The sequence below is a fragment of the Pseudomonas sp. Mn2068 genome, from assembly GCF_049319725.1.
Taxonomy (GTDB): domain Bacteria; phylum Pseudomonadota; class Gammaproteobacteria; order Pseudomonadales; family Pseudomonadaceae; genus Aquipseudomonas; species Aquipseudomonas gingeri.
This window is the reverse complement of record NZ_JBMOUG010000006.1, coordinates 35,640-52,629: the sequence shown is the minus strand read 5'-3', so window position 1 is coordinate 52,629 and position 16,990 is coordinate 35,640. Positions and strand designations below refer to the sequence as shown.

The 16,990-nt window shown below is 64.8% G+C and carries 12 protein-coding genes; 6 read left to right on the top strand and 6 right to left on the bottom strand.

Features of this window, described 5'->3' with window-relative positions:
- Positions 1-142: 142 nt before the first annotated feature.
- From ACL9RJ_RS15430 to ACL9RJ_RS15420, 3 genes are all read left to right on the top strand, one after another.
- Entirely contained in the window at positions 143-3,418 is a 3,276-nt protein-coding gene (locus tag ACL9RJ_RS15430; protein ID WP_422765440.1) for a DUF2126 domain-containing protein, read from the top strand.
- Between the two features lie 87 nt (positions 3,419-3,505).
- Positions 3,506-5,992, top strand: coding sequence for a circularly permuted type 2 ATP-grasp protein (locus tag ACL9RJ_RS15425; protein ID WP_422765439.1), 2,487 nt, complete (start codon positions 3,506-3,508; stop codon positions 5,990-5,992).
- A complete protein-coding gene (locus ACL9RJ_RS15420; protein ID WP_177083338.1) occupies positions 5,992-6,894 on the top strand; it encodes a transglutaminase family protein in 903 nt (300 codons plus the stop codon). The genes ACL9RJ_RS15425 and ACL9RJ_RS15420 overlap by 1 nt, the downstream gene beginning before the upstream one ends.
- A gap of 217 nt (positions 6,895-7,111) precedes the next feature.
- Here ACL9RJ_RS15420 and ACL9RJ_RS15415 read toward each other — a convergent pair whose 3' ends face one another.
- Complete coding sequence (locus ACL9RJ_RS15415; protein ID WP_017125049.1) at positions 7,112-7,285, bottom strand: hypothetical protein; 174 nt, start codon at positions 7,283-7,285, stop codon at positions 7,112-7,114.
- A 433-nt stretch (positions 7,286-7,718) separates the two neighbouring features.
- Here ACL9RJ_RS15415 and azu point away from each other — a divergent pair, with 433 nt between their 5' ends.
- Positions 7,719-8,165 (top strand): azurin, encoded by a 447-nt coding sequence (gene azu, locus ACL9RJ_RS15410; protein WP_017125047.1) that lies wholly within the window; start codon positions 7,719-7,721, stop codon positions 8,163-8,165.
- 36 nt (positions 8,166-8,201) lie between these two features.
- On the opposite strand, the gene ACL9RJ_RS15405 is transcribed toward azu, so the two are convergent.
- The 5 genes from ACL9RJ_RS15405 to ACL9RJ_RS15385 form a co-directional block, all read right to left on the bottom strand.
- Positions 8,202-8,897 (bottom strand): hypothetical protein, encoded by a 696-nt coding sequence (locus tag ACL9RJ_RS15405; RefSeq protein WP_422765438.1) that lies wholly within the window; start codon positions 8,895-8,897, stop codon positions 8,202-8,204.
- Positions 8,898-9,006: 109 nt separating this feature from the next.
- A complete protein-coding gene (locus ACL9RJ_RS15400; protein WP_017125045.1) occupies positions 9,007-10,029 on the bottom strand; it encodes a DUF1338 domain-containing protein in 1,023 nt (340 codons plus the stop codon).
- Positions 10,030-10,398: 369 nt separating this feature from the next.
- Entirely contained in the window at positions 10,399-11,226 is an 828-nt protein-coding gene (gene nadE, locus ACL9RJ_RS15395) for an ammonia-dependent NAD(+) synthetase (protein WP_017125044.1), read from the bottom strand.
- Positions 11,227-11,262: 36 nt separating this feature from the next.
- Positions 11,263-12,462: a nicotinate phosphoribosyltransferase gene (pncB, locus tag ACL9RJ_RS15390; protein WP_017125043.1), complete on the bottom strand. Its 1,200-nt coding sequence runs from the start codon at positions 12,460-12,462 to the stop codon at positions 11,263-11,265.
- Between the two features lie 344 nt (positions 12,463-12,806).
- Positions 12,807-13,712, bottom strand: coding sequence for a LysR family transcriptional regulator (locus ACL9RJ_RS15385; protein ID WP_017125042.1), 906 nt, complete (start codon positions 13,710-13,712; stop codon positions 12,807-12,809).
- Positions 13,713-13,875: 163 nt separating this feature from the next.
- Between ACL9RJ_RS15385 and ACL9RJ_RS15380 the strand changes: the two genes are divergently transcribed.
- On the top strand, positions 13,876-15,366 hold the full coding sequence (locus ACL9RJ_RS15380; protein WP_017125041.1) for an aldehyde dehydrogenase family protein: 1,491 nt from the start codon (positions 13,876-13,878) through the stop codon (positions 15,364-15,366).
- A gap of 175 nt (positions 15,367-15,541) precedes the next feature.
- Positions 15,542-16,825 carry an NAD(P)/FAD-dependent oxidoreductase gene (locus ACL9RJ_RS15375; protein ID WP_017125040.1) on the top strand — a complete coding sequence of 428 codons (1,284 nt, stop codon included), beginning with the start codon at positions 15,542-15,544 and terminating at the stop codon, positions 16,823-16,825.
- The last annotated feature ends 165 nt before the right edge of the window (positions 16,826-16,990 follow it).

Below are 16,990 nucleotides of genomic sequence, written 5' to 3'. Positions count from 1 at the left end.
CTGCACTACGCCCTCAAGCTGGCGCCATTCTGGTGCTGTGCTTAGCTGAGCGAGCACGACTCACGCCGAAAGCGCAGGACTTGCCCGGGTGGCATAAGTCTTGCGCGCACAGGTATAAGCCCAGGCTCGCAGGAGGCACGCCGTGTCGATCCATGTCGCATTGCACCATGTCACGCATTACCGCTATGAGCGCGCCGTCGAGCTCGGCCCGCAGATCGTTCGCCTGCGTCCGGCGCCCCATAGCCGCACGCGGATTCTTTCCTATGCGCTGAAGGTTGCGCCCGAGCAGCATTTCATCAATTGGCAGCAGGACCCCCAGGGCAACTACCTGGCGCGGCTGGTGTTCCCGGAAAAGACCGACGAATTACGCATCGAGGTCGACCTGGTCGCCGAGATGGCGGTGTTCAATCCGTTCGACTTTTTCCTCGAGCCCTACGCCGAGAAGATCCCGTTTGCCTACGCGGCCGATGAAAAGCACGAGCTGATGCCCTACCTGGAGAAGCTGCCGCTGACCCCCAGGTTCAAGGCCTATCTCGACGGCATCGACCTGACGCCCAAGCCCAGCGTGGATTTCCTGGTGGCCCTCAACCAGCGCCTGAGCGAGGACATCGGCTACCTGATCCGCATGGAGCCCGGCGTACAGACGCCCGAATACACCCTGGAAGCGGCGTCCGGCTCCTGCCGCGACTCGGCCTGGCTGCTGGTGCAACTGCTGCGTCACCTGGGCCTGGCGGCACGGTTTGTCTCCGGCTACCTGATCCAGCTGACCGCCGATGTGAAGGCCCTGGACGGTCCGTCCGGGACCGAGGTCGACTTCACCGACCTGCACGCCTGGTGCGAAGTCTATCTGCCGGGTGCCGGCTGGATCGGCCTGGACGCCACCTCCGGGCTGTTTGCCGGCGAAGGGCATATCCCGTTGGCCTGCAGTCCCGATCCATCGTCAGCGGCGCCCATCAGCGGCCTGGTGGAGCCCTGCGAGTCGCAGTTCAGCCATGAAATGTCGGTGGAGCGGATCTGGGAGGCGCCCCGCGTCACCAAGCCCTACACCGAGGAGCAATGGTTGGCGATCCAGGCCCTGGGTCGACAGATCGACACGGACCTGCTCGAAGGCGATGTGCGCCTGACCATGGGCGGCGAGCCGACCTTTGTCTCCATCGACGATCCCGATGGCGCCGAGTGGAACACCGCGGCCCTGGGGCCGGACAAGCGCCGGCTGTCCGCGCAACTGTTCCAGCGCCTGCGCAAGCGTTATGCCCCGCAAGGCCTGGTGCACTTCGGCCAGGGCAAGTGGTACCCGGGCGAGCAACTGCCGCGCTGGTCGCTGAACTGCTACTGGCGCCGCGACGGTGTGCCGATCTGGCACAACAGCGCGTTGATCGCCGATGAGCAGGAGGACTATGGCGCCGATGGCGAACTGGCCGGGCGTTTTCTCGCCAGTGTCGCCGAGCGCCTGAAACTGCCGGGCCGTTTTGTCTTCCCGGCCTACGAGGACAACTTCTACTACCTCTGGCGCGAGGGGCAGTTGCCGATCAACGTCAGCGCCGAGGATCCGCGGCTGGGCGACGAACTGGAGCGCGCGCGCCTGCGCAAGGTGTTCTCCCAGGGCCTGGACAAGGTGATCGGCCAGGTCCTGCCGCTGGCGCGCACCGCCGCCAATGACCGCTGGCAGAGCGGACGCTGGTACCTGCGCGACAGCCATTGCCGGTTGGTGCCGGGCGATTCGCCGCTGGGCTACCGCCTGCCGCTGGCCTCCCAGCCCTGGGTGACGGCGGCGGAATATCCGTTCGTGCATCCGCTCGACCCGAACCAGGACCTGCCCGAACTGCCCGGCACCGACGCCCTCGAGGCCCACGGCGAGCCGGCGCCGGTCGACGAACGCGTGCCGCAGATCGATCAGTCGGCGAACTGGCTGACCCGCACCGCCTTGTGCGCCGAAGCACGGGAAGGCCGCCTGTACCTGTTCATGCCGCCCCTGGAGCGGGTCGAGGACTATCTGGAACTGGTCGGCGCCATCGAGGCCACTGCGGGGGAACTGCATTGCCCGGTGTTGCTGGAAGGCTATGAGCCGCCCGCCGACGGGCGCCTGGCGAACTTCCGGGTGACGCCGGATCCGGGCGTGATCGAAGTCAATGTGCAGCCGTCCGCGAGCTGGGACGAACTGGTCGAACGCACCGAGTTCCTCTACGAGGAGGCGCGCCAGACCCGCCTGACCACCGAGAAATTCATGATCGACGGGCGCCACACCGGGACCGGTGGCGGCAACCACTTTGTCCTCGGCGGCGCGACCCCGGCGGATTCGCCATTCCTGCGGCGCCCCGACCTGCTGCGCAGCCTGATCAGCTACTGGCATAACCACCCGTCGCTGTCCTACCTGTTTTCCGGACTGTTCATCGGCCCGACTTCCCAGGCGCCGCGGGTGGACGAGGCGCGCAACGATTCGCTGTACGAGCTGGAAATCGCCTTCGCGCAGATACCCGCGCCGGGCGAAGAGTGCCCGCCCTGGCTGGTGGACCGATTGTTGCGCAACCTGCTGATCGATGTGACCGGCAACACCCACCGTGCCGAGTTCTGCATCGACAAGCTCTACTCGCCGGACGGCGCCACCGGGCGTCTCGGCCTGCTGGAATTGCGCGCCTTTGAAATGCCGCCCCATGCGCGCATGAGCCTGACCCAGCAACTGCTGCTGCGGGCGCTGGTGGCGCGCTTCTGGCGCGAGCCCTATGCACCGCCGAAGCTGGCGCGCTGGGGCACCGAGCTGCATGACCGCTTCCTGTTGCCGCACTTTATCGAGCAGGATTTCGCCGATGTGATCGTCGACCTCAATGCCGCCGGGTATCCCCTGCGCGCGGAATGGTTTGCCGCGCACCTGGAGTTCCGCTTTCCGAAAGTCGGCGACTACGCGGTCAATGGCATCGAGCTGGAAGTGCGCCAGGCCCTCGAACCCTGGCATGTCCTGGGCGAGGAGGGCGCGGTCGGCGGGACGGTGCGTTATGTCGATTCGTCCCTGGAGCGCCTGCAGGTCAAGCTCAACGGCTTGCCGCCGCAGCGTTACCTGCTGACCTGCAACGGTATCCCGGTGCCGTTGCAGCCGACGGGGCGGGTCGGCGAGTTCGTCGCCGGCGTGCGTTATCGCGCCTGGCAACCGGCCAACTGCCTGCAACCGACCATCCCGGTGCACGCTCCGCTGGTGTTCGATCTGCTGGACACCTGGATGCAACGCTCCCTCGGCGGTTGCCAGTACCACGTCGCCCATCCGGGCGGGCGCAACTACGAGACGCTGCCGGTCAACGCCAACGAGGCGGAGAGCCGTCGTATGGCGCGCTTCTTCCGCCTTGGCCACAGCCCGGGCGTGCTGGCGATCCCGCTGTTGAAGATCAACGATGAACTGCCGATGACGTTGGACCTGCGACACACATAAGCCTGACAGGGCGCACGGAGTTTTCGCATATCCGTGCGTCACATGTCTGCGTTAACCTGACTTCCCTTGCCGTCTGCCGAGCTTTCCATGCCCGACCTGCTTGACCGCTACCCGCTGACACCGGGTACCTATCACGAACTGCTGGACGACAGTGGCGCGGTCCGTGCGCACTGGCGGCCGCTGTTCGACCAACTGCAGCGCAGTACGCCGACACAACTGGCCCAGCGCCAGGCCCTGCTGGCCCGGCAGATCCAGGAAAACGGCGTGACCTACAACGTCTATGCCGACCCCAAGGGTGCCGACCGGCCCTGGGAGCTCGACCTGCTCCCGCATATCATCCCCGCCGACGAATGGCAGCAGGTGGCCGCCGGCATCGCCCAGCGCGCGCGGTTGCTCAACGCCGTGCTGGCGGACCTGTACGGCCCGCAGACGCTGATCCGCGACGGCCTGCTGCCGGCCGAGCTGGTGTTCGGCCATAACAATTTCCTCTGGCCCTGCCAGGGTATCCGGCCGCCGGACGGCATCTTCCTGCACCTGTTCGCGGTGGACCTGGCGCGCACTCCCGATGGCCGCTGGTGGGTCACGGCAGACCGTACCCAGGCACCTTCCGGGGCCGGCTATGCCCTGGAAAACCGGACCATCGTATCGCGGGCGTTTCCCGACCTGTACCGCGACCTGCGGGTGCATCACCTGGCCGGGTTCTTCCGCACGCTGCAGGAAACCCTGGTGCGCCAGGCGCCGAGCGACGCCGAAGCGCCGCTGGTGGTGCTGCTGACCCCGGGACGCTTCAACGAGAGTTACTTCGAACATCTCTACCTGGCCCGCCAGTTGGGTTATCCACTGGTGGAAGGCGGCGACCTCACCGTGCGCGACGCCACGGTCTACCTGAAGACCCTGAGCGGCCTGCAGCGGGTCCACGCGATCATGCGCCGGCTGGACGACGACTTCTGCGATCCCCTGGAACTGCGCACCGACTCGGCCCTGGGCGTGCCCGGCCTGCTGGAGGCGGTGCGCCAGGGCCGGGTGCTGGTGGCCAACGCCCTGGGCAGCGGCGTGCTGGAGTCGCCCGGACTCCTGGGTTTCCTGCCGAAGATCAACCAGCATCTGTTCGGTGAAGAGCTGCTCCTGCCGTCCATCGCCACCTGGTGGTGCGGTGAGGCCCCGGTACTGGCCCAGGCCCTGGAAAAACTCCCCGAGCTGCTGATCAAGCCGGCCTTTCCGTCCCAGAGTTTCGTGCCGGTGTTCGGCCGCGATCTCGACGATACCCAGCGCCAGGCCCTGGCCGAGCGGATGCGGGCGCGGCCCTACGCCTATGTCGCCCAGGAACTGGCGCAGCTGTCCCATGCGCCGATCTGGCAGGAACAGGACGGCAGCCTGCAACCGCGGGCCATCGGCATGCGGGTCTATGCGGTCGCCAGTGCCGACGGCTATCGGGTGTTGCCCGGCGGCCTGACCCGGGTCGCGGCGGAAGCCGATGCCGAAGTGGTGTCGATGCAGCGCGGCGGTGCGAGCAAGGACACCTGGGTCCTCAGCGAACGCATGCCGAGCGGTGAACAATGGCGCGCCCAGCGTTCCCTGGGGGTGCACGACCTGGTGCGGCGCGATCCCTACCTGCCGTCGCGGGTAGTGGAAAACCTGTTCTGGTTCGGTCGCTACTGCGAACGCTGCGACGACAGCGCGCGGCTGCTGCGGATCATGCTCGCGCGGTATGTCGATGGCGACGACCCGCGAGCCCTGCAGGCGGCGGTCGACCTGGGCGAAAGCCTGATGCTGCTGCCGGACGAAGGCGAGCTGCCGGAGCGCCTGCAGGCGGCCTTGCTCGGCGACGACTGGCATTTCAGCCTGCGGGCCAACCTGCAGCGCTTGCAGTGGGCGGCATCCCAGGTTCGCGGCAAGCTGTCGCGGGAAAACTGGCAGGCCCTGGTGGAGCTGCAACGCGAGGCCCTGAGCCTGGAAACCGAAGCCCCGGATTTCGGTGAACTGCTGGACTTCCTCAACCGGCTGGTGATGTCCCTGGCGGCGTTGTCCGGCTTTGCCCTGGACGACATGACCCGTGACGAAGGCTGGCGCTTCCTGATGATCGGGCGGCGCATCGAGCGCCTGCAGTTTCTCAGCAGCAGCCTGGCGGCGTTCCTGCGCGGGATCGCGGTGTTCGACCAGGCCGGCTTGGAGTGGCTGCTGGAACTGGGCAACAGCAGCATCACCTACCGTTCCCGCTACCTGGCGGTGCCGCAGTTGATCCCGGTGCTCGACCTGTTGCTGCTCGACGAGCAGAACCCCCATGCGGTGCTGTTCCAGCTGAAACTGGTGAGCCGCACCTTGCGTCGCCTGAACGATGACTTCGGGGTGCCGCGCGAGCTGGGCCTGAACCAGCTGGTGGAGCGTCTGGCGCGGTTCGACCTGGGCAACCTGGAGAGCGCGCTGTTCGGCGACAGCGGCGTGCGCGAGGTGCTCGACGGTCTCGCCGGGCTGTTGCAGGAGGTCGCCGATGCCAGCGGCCAGGTCTCCGATCGCCTGGCCTTGCGGCATTTCGCCCATGTCGATGATATCAGCCAGCAGACGGTGTCCGTGTGATGAGCGCCCAGTACCAGATCTTCCACGACACCCACTATCACTACGACAGCCCGGTGTCCCTCGCCCAGCAGCTGGCACACTTGTGGCCGCGCGCCTGCGACTGGCAGCGCTGCAGTGCGCGGACGTTGCAGATCAGCCCCGAGCCGACCACCCGCCGCGATGAGCTGGATGTCTTCGGCAACCCGCTGACCCGCCTGGCATTCGAGCGGCCCCACGATGAATTGCTGGTCAACGCCTGCCTGACGGTGGAAGTGCTGGCGCGGCCGGCACTGGACTTCAACCAGTCGCCGGCCTGGGAAGAGACGCGCGGTGCCCTGACCTACAGCAGCCAGCCGGTGACGGCCGAGTTGCTGGAGGCCTGCCGCTATCGCTTCGAGTCACCCTATGTGCACCTGAAGAAAAGCTTCGTCGAGTTCTCCGAGAGCTGCTTTGCTCCGGGACGCCCGTTGCTGGTGGGCGTACAGGCCCTGATGGAGAAGATTTTCCACGAGTTCACCTTCGATGCCGAGGCGACCCAGGTCGCCACGCCGCTGGTGGAGGTGCTGGAGCGCCGGCGCGGGGTCTGCCAGGACTTCGCCCACCTGATGCTTGCCTGCCTGCGCTCGCGCGGGTTGGCGGCGCGCTACATCAGTGGCTACCTGCTGACCCAGCCGCCGCCCGGCCAGCCTCGTCTGATCGGCGCCGATGCGTCCCATGCCTGGGTGTCGGTGTTCTGTCCGGTGCTGGGTTGGGTGGATTTCGATCCGACCAACAATGTGCAGCCGGCACTGGAGCACATCACCCTGGCCTGGGGCCGGGATTTCTCCGATGTGTCGCCGTTGCGGGGGGTGATTCTGGGGGGCGGCAGCCATGACCCGGAAGTCCGGGTGACGGTGATGCCGGTGGGCGAGGCAGGGCCCTGATTGATCGTTCACACGCTCCGCGTGGGAACGCCTCGCTGGACGCTTCGCGTCCGCTCTGTGGGTTAGGCGGAGCGTGGGAGCAGTCGGAATCGCTAAAAGCTTCGCGGGCAAGCCCGCTCCCACACAAGCCCCATCCACTCAAGCCCGCTCTCACACAGGCCCGTTTCCATACCTGCCGGCTTCTGGACTAGTTCTGCCCTGCCAGTGTCCGGTGTGATCAGGCGTCCGGCGCCTGCTCTTTTTCTTCAGTGTCTTGCGCGGTGTCGCTGTCTGCTTCAGGGGTCAGCAGGGCTTCGGCCTCGGCTTTCTTGCGTTGCAGCTTTTCCTCTTTCTTCTGTTCCTTGGCCAGGTCTCGTTGACGTTTGGCGAAGGAGTAATTGGGTTTGGCCATGGGCGATCCTCTGGGGTCGAAGGTGAGGTTGAGCGGCGCGTATTGTGCCTGTGTTCGTCACGCAGTACACGTGGCAATGGCACGGGCGGACACGGGCGCCAGCGCGCTCTGCCTCCAGAGTAAAGGCTGGCCGACCAGGCTCCAAGCTTTAACGCTCGCGGGCCGGCGTTTCACAGGTGCCGCAGGCACCACAGGCGTAGGCGGCGAGCAAACTGTACAGCAGGCTGTTGAGAGGCATGGCAGACGCTCCGGTGGATGACGATGGGCTAATGTTAAGCCGCGCCGGTTCGTCTGGCTGGTTGATTGTATCCATCGAGGCGATAGCTTAGGATTGTATACAATCTCTTGATTCAGATCATGGGAACCCGGCCTGGTTTCAGGCAGTCTTCCCATTTGATCCCTTGATTTTCATACCCTGCCTTGGAGATTCACCATGTTCGCCAAAGTTGTTGCGGTATCCTTGCTGACCCTCGCCAGTGGTCAGTTGCTTGCCGCCGAGTGCAAGACCACCGTCGATTCCACCGACCAGATGTCCTTCAATACCAAGGCCATTGAAATCGACAAGAGCTGCAAGACCTTCACCGTCGAACTGACCCACAGTGGCAGCCTGCCGAAGAATGTCATGGGCCATAACTGGGTATTGAGCAAGGAAGCCGATATGCAGCCGATCGCCTCTGACGGCATGGCGGCGGGGATCGACAAGAACTACCTGAAGGACGGCGACGCCCGTGTCATCGCCCATACCAAGATCATCGGTGCCGGCGAGAAAGACTCGGTGACCTTTGATGTGTCGAAGCTGGCCGCGGGTGAGAAGTACGGCTTCTTCTGCTCGTTCCCGGGCCATATCTCGATGATGAAAGGCACCGTCACCCTCAAGTAACGGCCTTTGTCGCACCTGACCCCGCGCCACGCGGGGTCAGGACTGATCACCCATCCTCAACTCCAGCCGAATCTTCCTCCCCTCCAGCTCCTGGCGGCTGAATACCCCGCCCAGCTGCTTGCGCTTGTAGTCATTGCCAAGCATCTGCCACTGCTCGTCGACACTGTGGCAACTCAGGGTTTTCTGCGGCTCGACGCCGGCCGGTGTGTCCTGCTCCTGCCAGTGGCAGAGACCGCGATAGTGTTTTTCCCCCGACGCCGGAAATCCCGACACGCCCGCCCGCAGATCGTCGCGCAGGGTGATGGCGCCGCTGTTGCTGATGCTGCGCTGGTGGTTGTCCCGGCCGTAGAACGCCTCGGTCTCGAAGCTCACCTCGCTCAGCGAGAGCTGGCAGTCGGGCAGTTCATAGCCGGTGGGTATGTCGAAGTCGAAGTCGCGGCGGGTGTCGCCCGCAGGGGTATCGAAGTGCAGGGTCGGATGCTGGTAGGGGCAACCCACCTGCTGGCGATCGGGCGTATAGCGGGCACTGGCGCGCAATGCCGTCTGGCCGGGCATGGCGCCGGTCAGGGTGAAGTGTTCCTTGCTGGGACGGCCGTTCGCCGTGGTGCCTGACTGACTGGTGGCGGTGGCGATCCAGCACAGTGCGCCGATCAGTCCGAACAGCGGAATGATCCACGGGCGCTGGAAGAGGGGCGTGGCCCGGATATGAGGGGCTTTGTGCGAGAACAACATCGGCGGCAGTCCTGACCAACAAGGGTTGGCGCAGACTGCCGAGGTGTTTCCTGCGTCTCAAGAGGTGCCGAATAAAACAGAAATTTCCTACGATAAACAGGCCATTGCTTCAGGCCTTCGAGGCCGTCATCTTGAAAATGCCCTGGGCGTTGCTGCTGTCGAAGTTCAGGTCGAGCCGGTCGGTTTCCGGATCGATCCGGCGCTGGATGAATTCGACGAACGAGCCCGGCACCGAATGCTCGCGATACTGGCCCTGGGCATCGATCAGCCCGCGGCTGACCGTGCAGGCACGGTAGGCGGTCTGCATCACCCGGCCGGAAGCGGAGACTTCGATGCTGTCCTTCATCGGTCGCTGGCGTTGGCGCTGCTGCGCCACCGTGGCCTCAAGATCGGCGACGCGGTCGGTGAGGTGGTTGAAGCTGTTGCCCTCGGTGGCGATCCAGGCCATTTCCGCGCTTTCGCCGAGCAGGACCCGGTAGTCCGCCTCGTGCACCGCGCCGTGTTGCCGGCCAAAGGCCTGGTACAGCGCCGGCAACAGGAGCAGGGCTTCGCCCAGTTGGCAATGGCGGGTCAGGCGCAGGCGCTTGAGAATGCTCAGGTGCTCGGCCTGCAGCGGATCGCGGCTGGAAGCGACTACGCGCCCGACGGCGTCCTGGAAGGCCTCGCTGAAGCGTCCCGGGTGCAGTTCGGAGACGAAGAACTGGGCGATATCCTCCGGCAGGTCCATCTGGCGATAACCCCAGCCGGTCATGCCCAGCTTGGTCAGCGGGTAGGTGCGGACATCGGTGAAGCCCAGGGGCTCCAGCAGTCGCGAGAAGGCCAGGCGTCCGCGCGGCAGTTCGCCGTTTTCGGGCCAGTCGACGGTACGGATGGCGCCATGGTCGAACACCACCTTGCGGCCGTCCCCGGCCTGTTCTTCCACATAGCGGCGGCCATCGGGCACGGCTTCCACCAGCTTGTGGAACAGGCACAGGTTCAGGGCTTCGGCCAGCCAGACCCGATGCAGGGCGTCGTCGCTGCGGGAGAAGTCATGCAACGCCACCGGCACGTCGACGTGTTGTTCCAGCCACTGGGCGGCGGGTTGGCCGAGCACGGAAGCGACAAGGGAGAACAGGCCTTCGAAGGAGGACATGGGGCAGGACTCTGGCGGCAAAAATGAGTCCCTATGAAAGCCCCCGGACGGCAACCGGGCAAGCGAAAAAAAATGCTGGGTTCATTCCGTTTTGTCGGGTTGTGGTGTCTGGAAGGGATTTGTTCCTCGGGCTGGCGCTTTCGCGGGCAAGCCCGGCTCCCACAGTGATCGGGTCGGAGCCGGATTCCCGGTCCGAGCGCAACCTGTGGGCGAACCGCTTGCCCGCGAAGGGCATCTCGCGCTTTTGATCGTTCCCACGCTCTGCGTGGGAATGCAGCCTTCGACGCTCCGCGTCGTCGCAGTAAGGCTGGGCGCGGAGCGTCCGGTGAGGCGTTCCCACGCAGAGCATGGGAACGATCATCATGGGTCCTATGGCGCGAAAGGCATCTCGCGCTTGTGGTGGGTCTTTTCGTAGGTCCGGCAGATGATATCGAAGACTTCCTGGCGCACCGCTTCGCCGTGCAGGAAGGCGTCGATCTCGGCATAGGTCACGCCATGGGACGCTTCGTCCGGCTTGCCCGGCGCGAGGTCTTCGAGGTCGGCGGTCGGAACCTTCTCCACCAGCGACTCGGGGGCGCCGAAGCTGCGGGCAATCGCCCGGACCTGGTTCTTCACCAGGCCGCTGAGGGGCGCGAGGTCGCAGGCGCCGTCGCCGAACTTGGTGAAGAAGCCCATCACCGCTTCCGCCGCGTGGTCGGTACCGATCACCAGGCCATTGGCGGCGCCGGCGATGGTGTATTGCGCGACCATGCGCATGCGCGCCTTGGTGTTGCCCAGCACGAAGTCCCGCGAGACCGCCGCCTTGCCTTCAAAGGCCGCGACTTCGCCGGCCAGCGACTTCACTGCCGGACCGATATTCACGGTATGGCGCTCGTCGGGGTCGATGAAGTTCACCGAGGCGGTGGCGTCGTGTTCGTCGAACTGGGTTTCATAGGGCAGGCGCACCGCGATAAAGCGGTACTGCGCGTCGCCGGTGCTTTCGCGCAGTTCACGCATGGCGCGCTGGGCCAGCAGGCCGGCGGTCAGCGAATCGACGCCACCGCTGATGCCCAGCACCAGGGTCTTGAGGCCCGAGTTGCGCAAGCAGTTCTGGATAAAGGCGACGCGCCTTGCCACCTCGGCCTCGAGGGCGGCCTGGTTGGCGAACGGCGGCTGGACCTTGAGCTGTTCAGCAATCTGGCGCTGTACGGCTTGCATGATTCACTCCTCACGTAACATTCAATCGAAAACGGATTAGTCGGTCACCTGGAACACGTGGCGCAGGTAGGCGACGAAGTTCGGGTCCTTGCACTGGGCCTTGCCCGGCTCGTCGGAAATCTTCGCCACCGGCTGACCGTTGCAGGCGGTCATTTTAAGCACGATGCTCATCGGTTCCACCCCGGGAATGTCACAGGTGAGGTTGGTGCCGATGCCGAAGCTGACATTGATCCGACCGCGCAGGGCCCGGAATATCTCCAGGGCCTTGGGCAGGCTGAGGCTGTCGGAGAACACCAGGGTCTTGCTCATCGGGTCGATGCCCAGCTGGTGATAACGGGCTATGCATTTTTCGCCCCAATGCACGGGGTCGCCGGAGTCATGGCGCAAGCCGTCGAACAGCTTGGCGAAATACAGGTCGAAATCCCGCAGGAAAGCGTCCGTGGTGATGCAGTCGGTCAGGGCGATACCCAGCAGGCCGCGGTACTCGCGGACCCAGCAATCGAGGGCGGCGATCTGGCTGTCGATCAGCCGGGGGCCGAGTTGCTGGTGGGCCATGATCCATTCGTGGGCCATGGTGCCCAGCGGCTTCATGTCGAACTCGCGGGCCAGGTGCACGTTGCTGGTGCCGACGAAGCGCCCCGGGAAGTCATGCTTGAGCACGCTGACCACTTCCTCCTGGACCCGGTAGGAGAAACGCCGGCGGGTGCCGAAGTCGGCGACCTGCAGCTCGGCGAGCTCGTCGGGGGTGGCATTGGCGTTCAGCCAGTCGAACTTGCGATACAGCTGCTCGCGGGCCTGGCTCAGCAGGGTTTCCTGATAGCGGTAGCGGTTGCGCACTTCACTGACGATCGCCAGCAAAGGCACCTCGAACAGGATCACATGCAGCCACGGACCGCGCAGGCGGATGAACAGCTCGCCGTTTTCGATCCCGGTGTGCACATAGCGCAGGTTGAAGCGGAACAGGCCGAGGAAGCGCAGGAAGTCCGGCTTGAGGAAGCTGATGCGTTCCAGGAAGCTCAACTGGTCGGCACTCAGGCTCAACTCGGCCAGGCGCTCGATCTGGTAGCGGATTTCCGCCAGGTACGGACGCAGGTCCTCGCTGTTGCGGCAGCGGAAATCCCATTCGACTTCGACGTTGGGGTAGTTGTGCAGCACCGCCTGCATCATGGTCAGCTTGTAGAAGTCGGTGTCGAGCAGGTTCTGCACAATGCGATCGCCGAAGGCCTTATCGCTCATAACGGGTATCTCCATGCCGGTCGCGCGTCATGGCAGCGTCCTGGCAGTACTTGAATGAAGACCGCTAGTGGCGCATATCCGCGGGCGGTTTTACCAGCGATTTTTGTTGGCTGCCCCGGCCTTTTCGTCGGAGTGCCACCCGGACCGGGCCCGCTCCCACAGTCGATCGCATACCCCCAGCAGGAGTGGGCAAGCCCATTCCTGCAGTTGATCGCATATCCCTTGCAGGAGCGGGCAAGCTCATTCCTGCAGTCGATCGCATATCCCCAGCAGGAGCGGGCAAGCTCATTCCTGCAGTCGATCACATATCCCTTGTGGGAGCGGGCTTGCCCGCGAAACGATCCTCAAGATTGCACGGGACTGTCGATCTGCTCCAGCATCCAGCGCACGAAATCGCGCACCTTCGGTACTTCCGCCGAATGCTCCGGATAGGCCAGGTAATAGGCGTCGTGGCTGGGCATCGCGTGCTGCCAGGGAATGACCAGCTTGCCGTCGGCCAGTTCCTCTTCCACCAGGAACCGTGGCAGCAGGGCCACGCCACAGCCGACCTGCGCCGCGCGAATGCACATGTAGAAGGTTTCGAAGCGCGGCCCGTGGTAGCTGTGTTCGGTCTGGTAACCCTGGCTTTCGAACCAGTCATGCCAGGCCTGGGGGCGCGAGGCATTCTGCAGCAGGACCAGGTCGCTCAGTTGCGTCGGGTCGGCGAACGGCTTGTCCGGCAGGCTGGAGGGCGCGCAGACCGGCACCAGTTCCTCGCTGAACAGCTTCACGCACTCGGTGCCCGGGCGTGAGCCCTGGCCGAAATAGAAGGCCAGGTCGCTACGGCCTTGCAGCAGATCGTCGGCTTCCTGCTCGTTGCACAGGTCCAGATGGATATGCGGGTGGCGCAGGCGCCAGCCCTTGAGCCTCGGCACCAGCCAGCGGGCGCCGAAAGTCGACGGCGTGGAGACCCGCAGGACTTCGGTTTCACCGCCGTAGGAGCGCAGGTAATGCGTCGACATTTCTACCTGGGTCAGGATTTTTCGGACTTCCACCAGGTACAGGTCGCCCGCCGGCGTCAGTTGCAGGCGCCGCCGCACCCGGCGGAACAGCAGGTGCTGGAGCAATTCCTCGAGCTGCGCGACCTGTTTGCTGACCGCGCTCTGGGTGAGGTTCAGCTCTTCTGCCGCGCGGGTGAAGCTCAGATGGCGGGTGACGGCCTCGAAACATTGCAGGGCAGTGATCGAGGGCAGGTGTCTTTTATTCAGCATGAACGGGCCTTTTCTTCTGTTTCTTGCGCTGCATGAATAAACGGAATGATATCTCGCCTAAAGGTCGTTTGTTGGCAAGTCTCAAGGCCGCTACAACTAGAGGTCTGAAACGCCGTGTTTTTCCGGCTGAAGATTTCCGATTCCCGTTTGAAGGAGTGACCCCATGGTTGCCGCATTGCTCGATCGTCTTGGCGTGAACCCGGCGCTGTACCAACAGGGCAAGCAGCCTGTGCATTCGCCCATCGACGGCAGTCGCATCGCCTCCGTGAGCTGGGAAGGCCCGGCGGAAGTGGAACAGCAGGTCAGCCGTGCCGAGCGCGCCTTCGACGCCTGGCGCAAGGTGCCGGCCCCACGTCGTGGCGAGCTGGTGCGCCAGTTCGGCGAGGTGTTGCGTGAATACAAGGCCGACCTGGGCGAACTGGTGTCCTGGGAAGCCGGCAAGATCACCCAGGAAGGCCTGGGTGAAGTGCAGGAAATGATCGATATCTGCGATTTCGCGGTCGGTCTGTCGCGCCAGCTCTACGGCTTGACCATCGCTTCCGAGCGTCCGGGCCACCACATGCGTGAGTCCTGGCACCCGCTGGGCGTGGTCGGCGTCATCAGCGCCTTCAACTTCCCTGTCGCGGTCTGGGCCTGGAACACCACGCTGGCGCTGGTCTGCGGCAACTCGGTGATCTGGAAGCCGTCGGAGAAGACCCCGCTGACCGCACTGGCCTGCCAGGCGCTGTTCGAGCGGGTGCTGAAGAGTTTCCACGATGCTCCCGAGTACCTGAGCCAGGTGATCATCGGTGGCCGCGATGCCGGTGCCGCGCTGGTCGATGACCCGCGTGTGGCGCTGATCAGTGCCACCGGCAGCACGCGGATGGGCCGCGAAGTGGCGCCGAAAGTGGCCGCGCGCTTTGCCCGCAGCATTCTCGAACTGGGCGGCAACAACGCGATGATCCTCGGCCCGAGCGCCGACCTGGACATGGCGGTACGCGCGATCCTGTTCAGCGCCGTCGGTACTGCCGGCCAACGCTGCACCACCCTGCGACGGTTGATCGCCCACGAATCGGTCAAGGCGGAGATCGTCACCCGTCTGAAGGCGGCCTATTCCAAGGTGCGTATCGGCCATCCGCTGGAAGGCAACCTGGTCGGTCCGCTGATCGACAAGCAAAGCTTCGAGAACATGCAGGACGCCCTGGAGCAGGCCCTGAGCGAGGGTGGGCGGGTGTTCGGTGGCGAGCGCCAGTTGCAGGACAAATTCCCCAATGCCTACTACGTGTCGCCGGCCATCGTCGAAATGCCGGAGCAGAGTGAAGTGGTCTGCAGCGAGACCTTCGCGCCGATCCTGTACGTGGTCGGCTACAGCGACTTCGCCGAGGCCCTGCGGCTGAACAATGCAGTGCCCCAGGGCCTGTCGTCGTGCATCTTCACCACCGATGTGCGCGAGGCCGAGCAGTTCATGTCGGCAGTGGGCAGCGATTGCGGTATCGCCAACGTCAATATCGGCCCGAGCGGGGCGGAGATCGGCGGCGCGTTCGGCGGCGAGAAGGAAACCGGTGGCGGCCGTGAGTCCGGTTCCGATGCGTGGCGCGGGTACATGCGTCGCCAGACCAATACCGTGAACTACTCGCTGGAACTGCCTTTGGCCCAGGGCATCACCTTCGACTGAGGCCCTGCGAGCGCAGTGCTCGTCCGCACTGCCCGGCTGGGTGCGGACACTGCAGGAGCCGGCATGCTGGCGATGGCGTCTTCAGGGGCGCCAGCAGTTTCGCCGGCAAGCCCGCTGCTACAGGCGGGCGTATCAAGTCCAGGAGTTTGTTGGGTTTCATTTTCGGAGTCTGGCAATGCCGTTACGCGAAGAGTGTCTATGGGAAAAACTGACGCCGCAGCGACTTGAGGCGGCGCGCTTCAAGGGTGAGCTGAGCGTCGATGTCTGTGTGATCGGTGCCGGTATCACCGGCCTGTCCGCCGCGATCCATCTGCTGGAACAAGGCAAGCGTGTCTGCGTGCTCGAAGCCCATCGCACCGGCCATGGCGGTTCCGGGCGCAATGTCGGGCTGGTCAATGCCGGGATGTGGATCCCGCCGGACGAGATCGAGGCCGGTTTCGGCGAAGCGGTGGGCAGCCAGCTCAATCGCATGCTCGGTGCCGCCCCGGCCCTGGTGTTCAGCCTGGTCGACAAATATGCCATCGATTGCCAGTTGCGTCGCGAAGGCACCTTGCACATGGCCCACAATGCCCGTGGCGAGGCCGACCTGCGCAGCCGCGAAGAACAATGGAAGCGTCGTGGGGCGCCTGTGGAACTGTTGACCGGCAGCGCCTGCGAAACCGCCACCGGGACCAGGAAGATCGCCGCCGCCTTGCTCGATCGGCGCGCCGGCACCCTCAACCCCATGGCCTACACCTCGGGCCTGGCCAGGGCGGCCGCCGGGCTCGGTGGCCAACTGTTCGATCATTCGCCGGTCACCCGCCTGGAGCGCCAGGGCCAGCGCTGGTCGGTGCAGACGGGCGATGGCGCGGTCAGCGCGGAGCAGGTGGTCATGGCCTCCAACGCCTACACCGAGGGCGAATGGACCGAGCTGCGGCGCAATTTCTTTCCCGGTTACTACTATCAGGTCGCGTCCAGCCCGCTGACCGAAGACGCCGCGCGGCAGATCCTGCCGGGCGGGCAGGGCTCCTGGGACACCCGCCAGGTGCTCAGCAGCATCCGTCGCGATGCCGACGGTCGGCTGCTGCTGGGCAGCCTCGGCAACGGTAATCAGAAACCCGCGTGGTTCCTGCGCGCCTGGGCCGATCGGGTGCAGCAGCACTACTTCCCCTACCTGAAAAAGGTCGATTGGGAGTGCACCTGGACCGGCTGCATCGCCTTTACCCCCGATCACCTGATGCGCCTGTTCGAGCCGGCGCCCGGTTTAGTGGCAGTCACCGGCTACAACGGTCGCGGCGTTACCACCGGAACGGTGGTCGGCAAGGCATTCGCCGATTACCTGTGTAACGGAAATCCTCAGGCCCTGCCGATTCCCTTCGCGCCGATGCGTCCGGTCCCGGCGGTGGGGCTGCGCAGTTGTCTGTACGAGGCCGGATTCTCGCTGTATCACGCGGGCCAGTGCCTGCGCATAGTGATTTGATACAACAAAAGCGCCAATACGGACGGCGCTTTTACCCAATGCAGCTAGCCTGTAATGGTGCGCGATGTAGCAGTCGCGCACTGTGAGTGTGCACTTCGGTGACGCACGTTGTTACAGGGCGGTTGCACGCCTTTCGGTGCGGTGGTTGCAGTAGTGGCACCTTTA

Excerpts from the sequence above, each read along its gene's own strand:
- ACL9RJ_RS15375 (WP_017125040.1), top strand. The coding sequence starts at position 15,542 with ATGCCGTTACGCGAAGAGTGTCTATGGGAAAAACTGACGCCGCAGCGA.
- azu (WP_017125047.1), top strand. The coding sequence starts at position 7,719 with ATGTTCGCCAAAGTTGTTGCGGTATCCTTGCTGACCCTCGCCAGTGGT.
- ACL9RJ_RS15420 (WP_177083338.1), top strand. The coding sequence starts at position 5,992 with ATGAGCGCCCAGTACCAGATCTTCCACGACACCCACTATCACTACGAC.
- ACL9RJ_RS15400 (WP_017125045.1), bottom strand. The coding sequence starts at position 10,029 with ATGTCCTCCTTCGAAGGCCTGTTCTCCCTTGTCGCTTCCGTGCTCGGC.
- ACL9RJ_RS15425 (WP_422765439.1), top strand. The coding sequence starts at position 3,506 with ATGCCCGACCTGCTTGACCGCTACCCGCTGACACCGGGTACCTATCAC.
- ACL9RJ_RS15385 (WP_017125042.1), bottom strand. The coding sequence starts at position 13,712 with ATGCTGAATAAAAGACACCTGCCCTCGATCACTGCCCTGCAATGTTTC.
- ACL9RJ_RS15415 (WP_017125049.1), bottom strand. The coding sequence starts at position 7,285 with ATGGCCAAACCCAATTACTCCTTCGCCAAACGTCAACGAGACCTGGCC.
- pncB (WP_017125043.1), bottom strand. The coding sequence starts at position 12,462 with ATGAGCGATAAGGCCTTCGGCGATCGCATTGTGCAGAACCTGCTCGAC.
- ACL9RJ_RS15405 (WP_422765438.1), bottom strand. The coding sequence starts at position 8,897 with ATGTTGTTCTCGCACAAAGCCCCTCATATCCGGGCCACGCCCCTCTTC.
- ACL9RJ_RS15380 (WP_017125041.1), top strand. The coding sequence starts at position 13,876 with ATGGTTGCCGCATTGCTCGATCGTCTTGGCGTGAACCCGGCGCTGTAC.
- nadE (WP_017125044.1), bottom strand. The coding sequence starts at position 11,226 with ATGCAAGCCGTACAGCGCCAGATTGCTGAACAGCTCAAGGTCCAGCCG.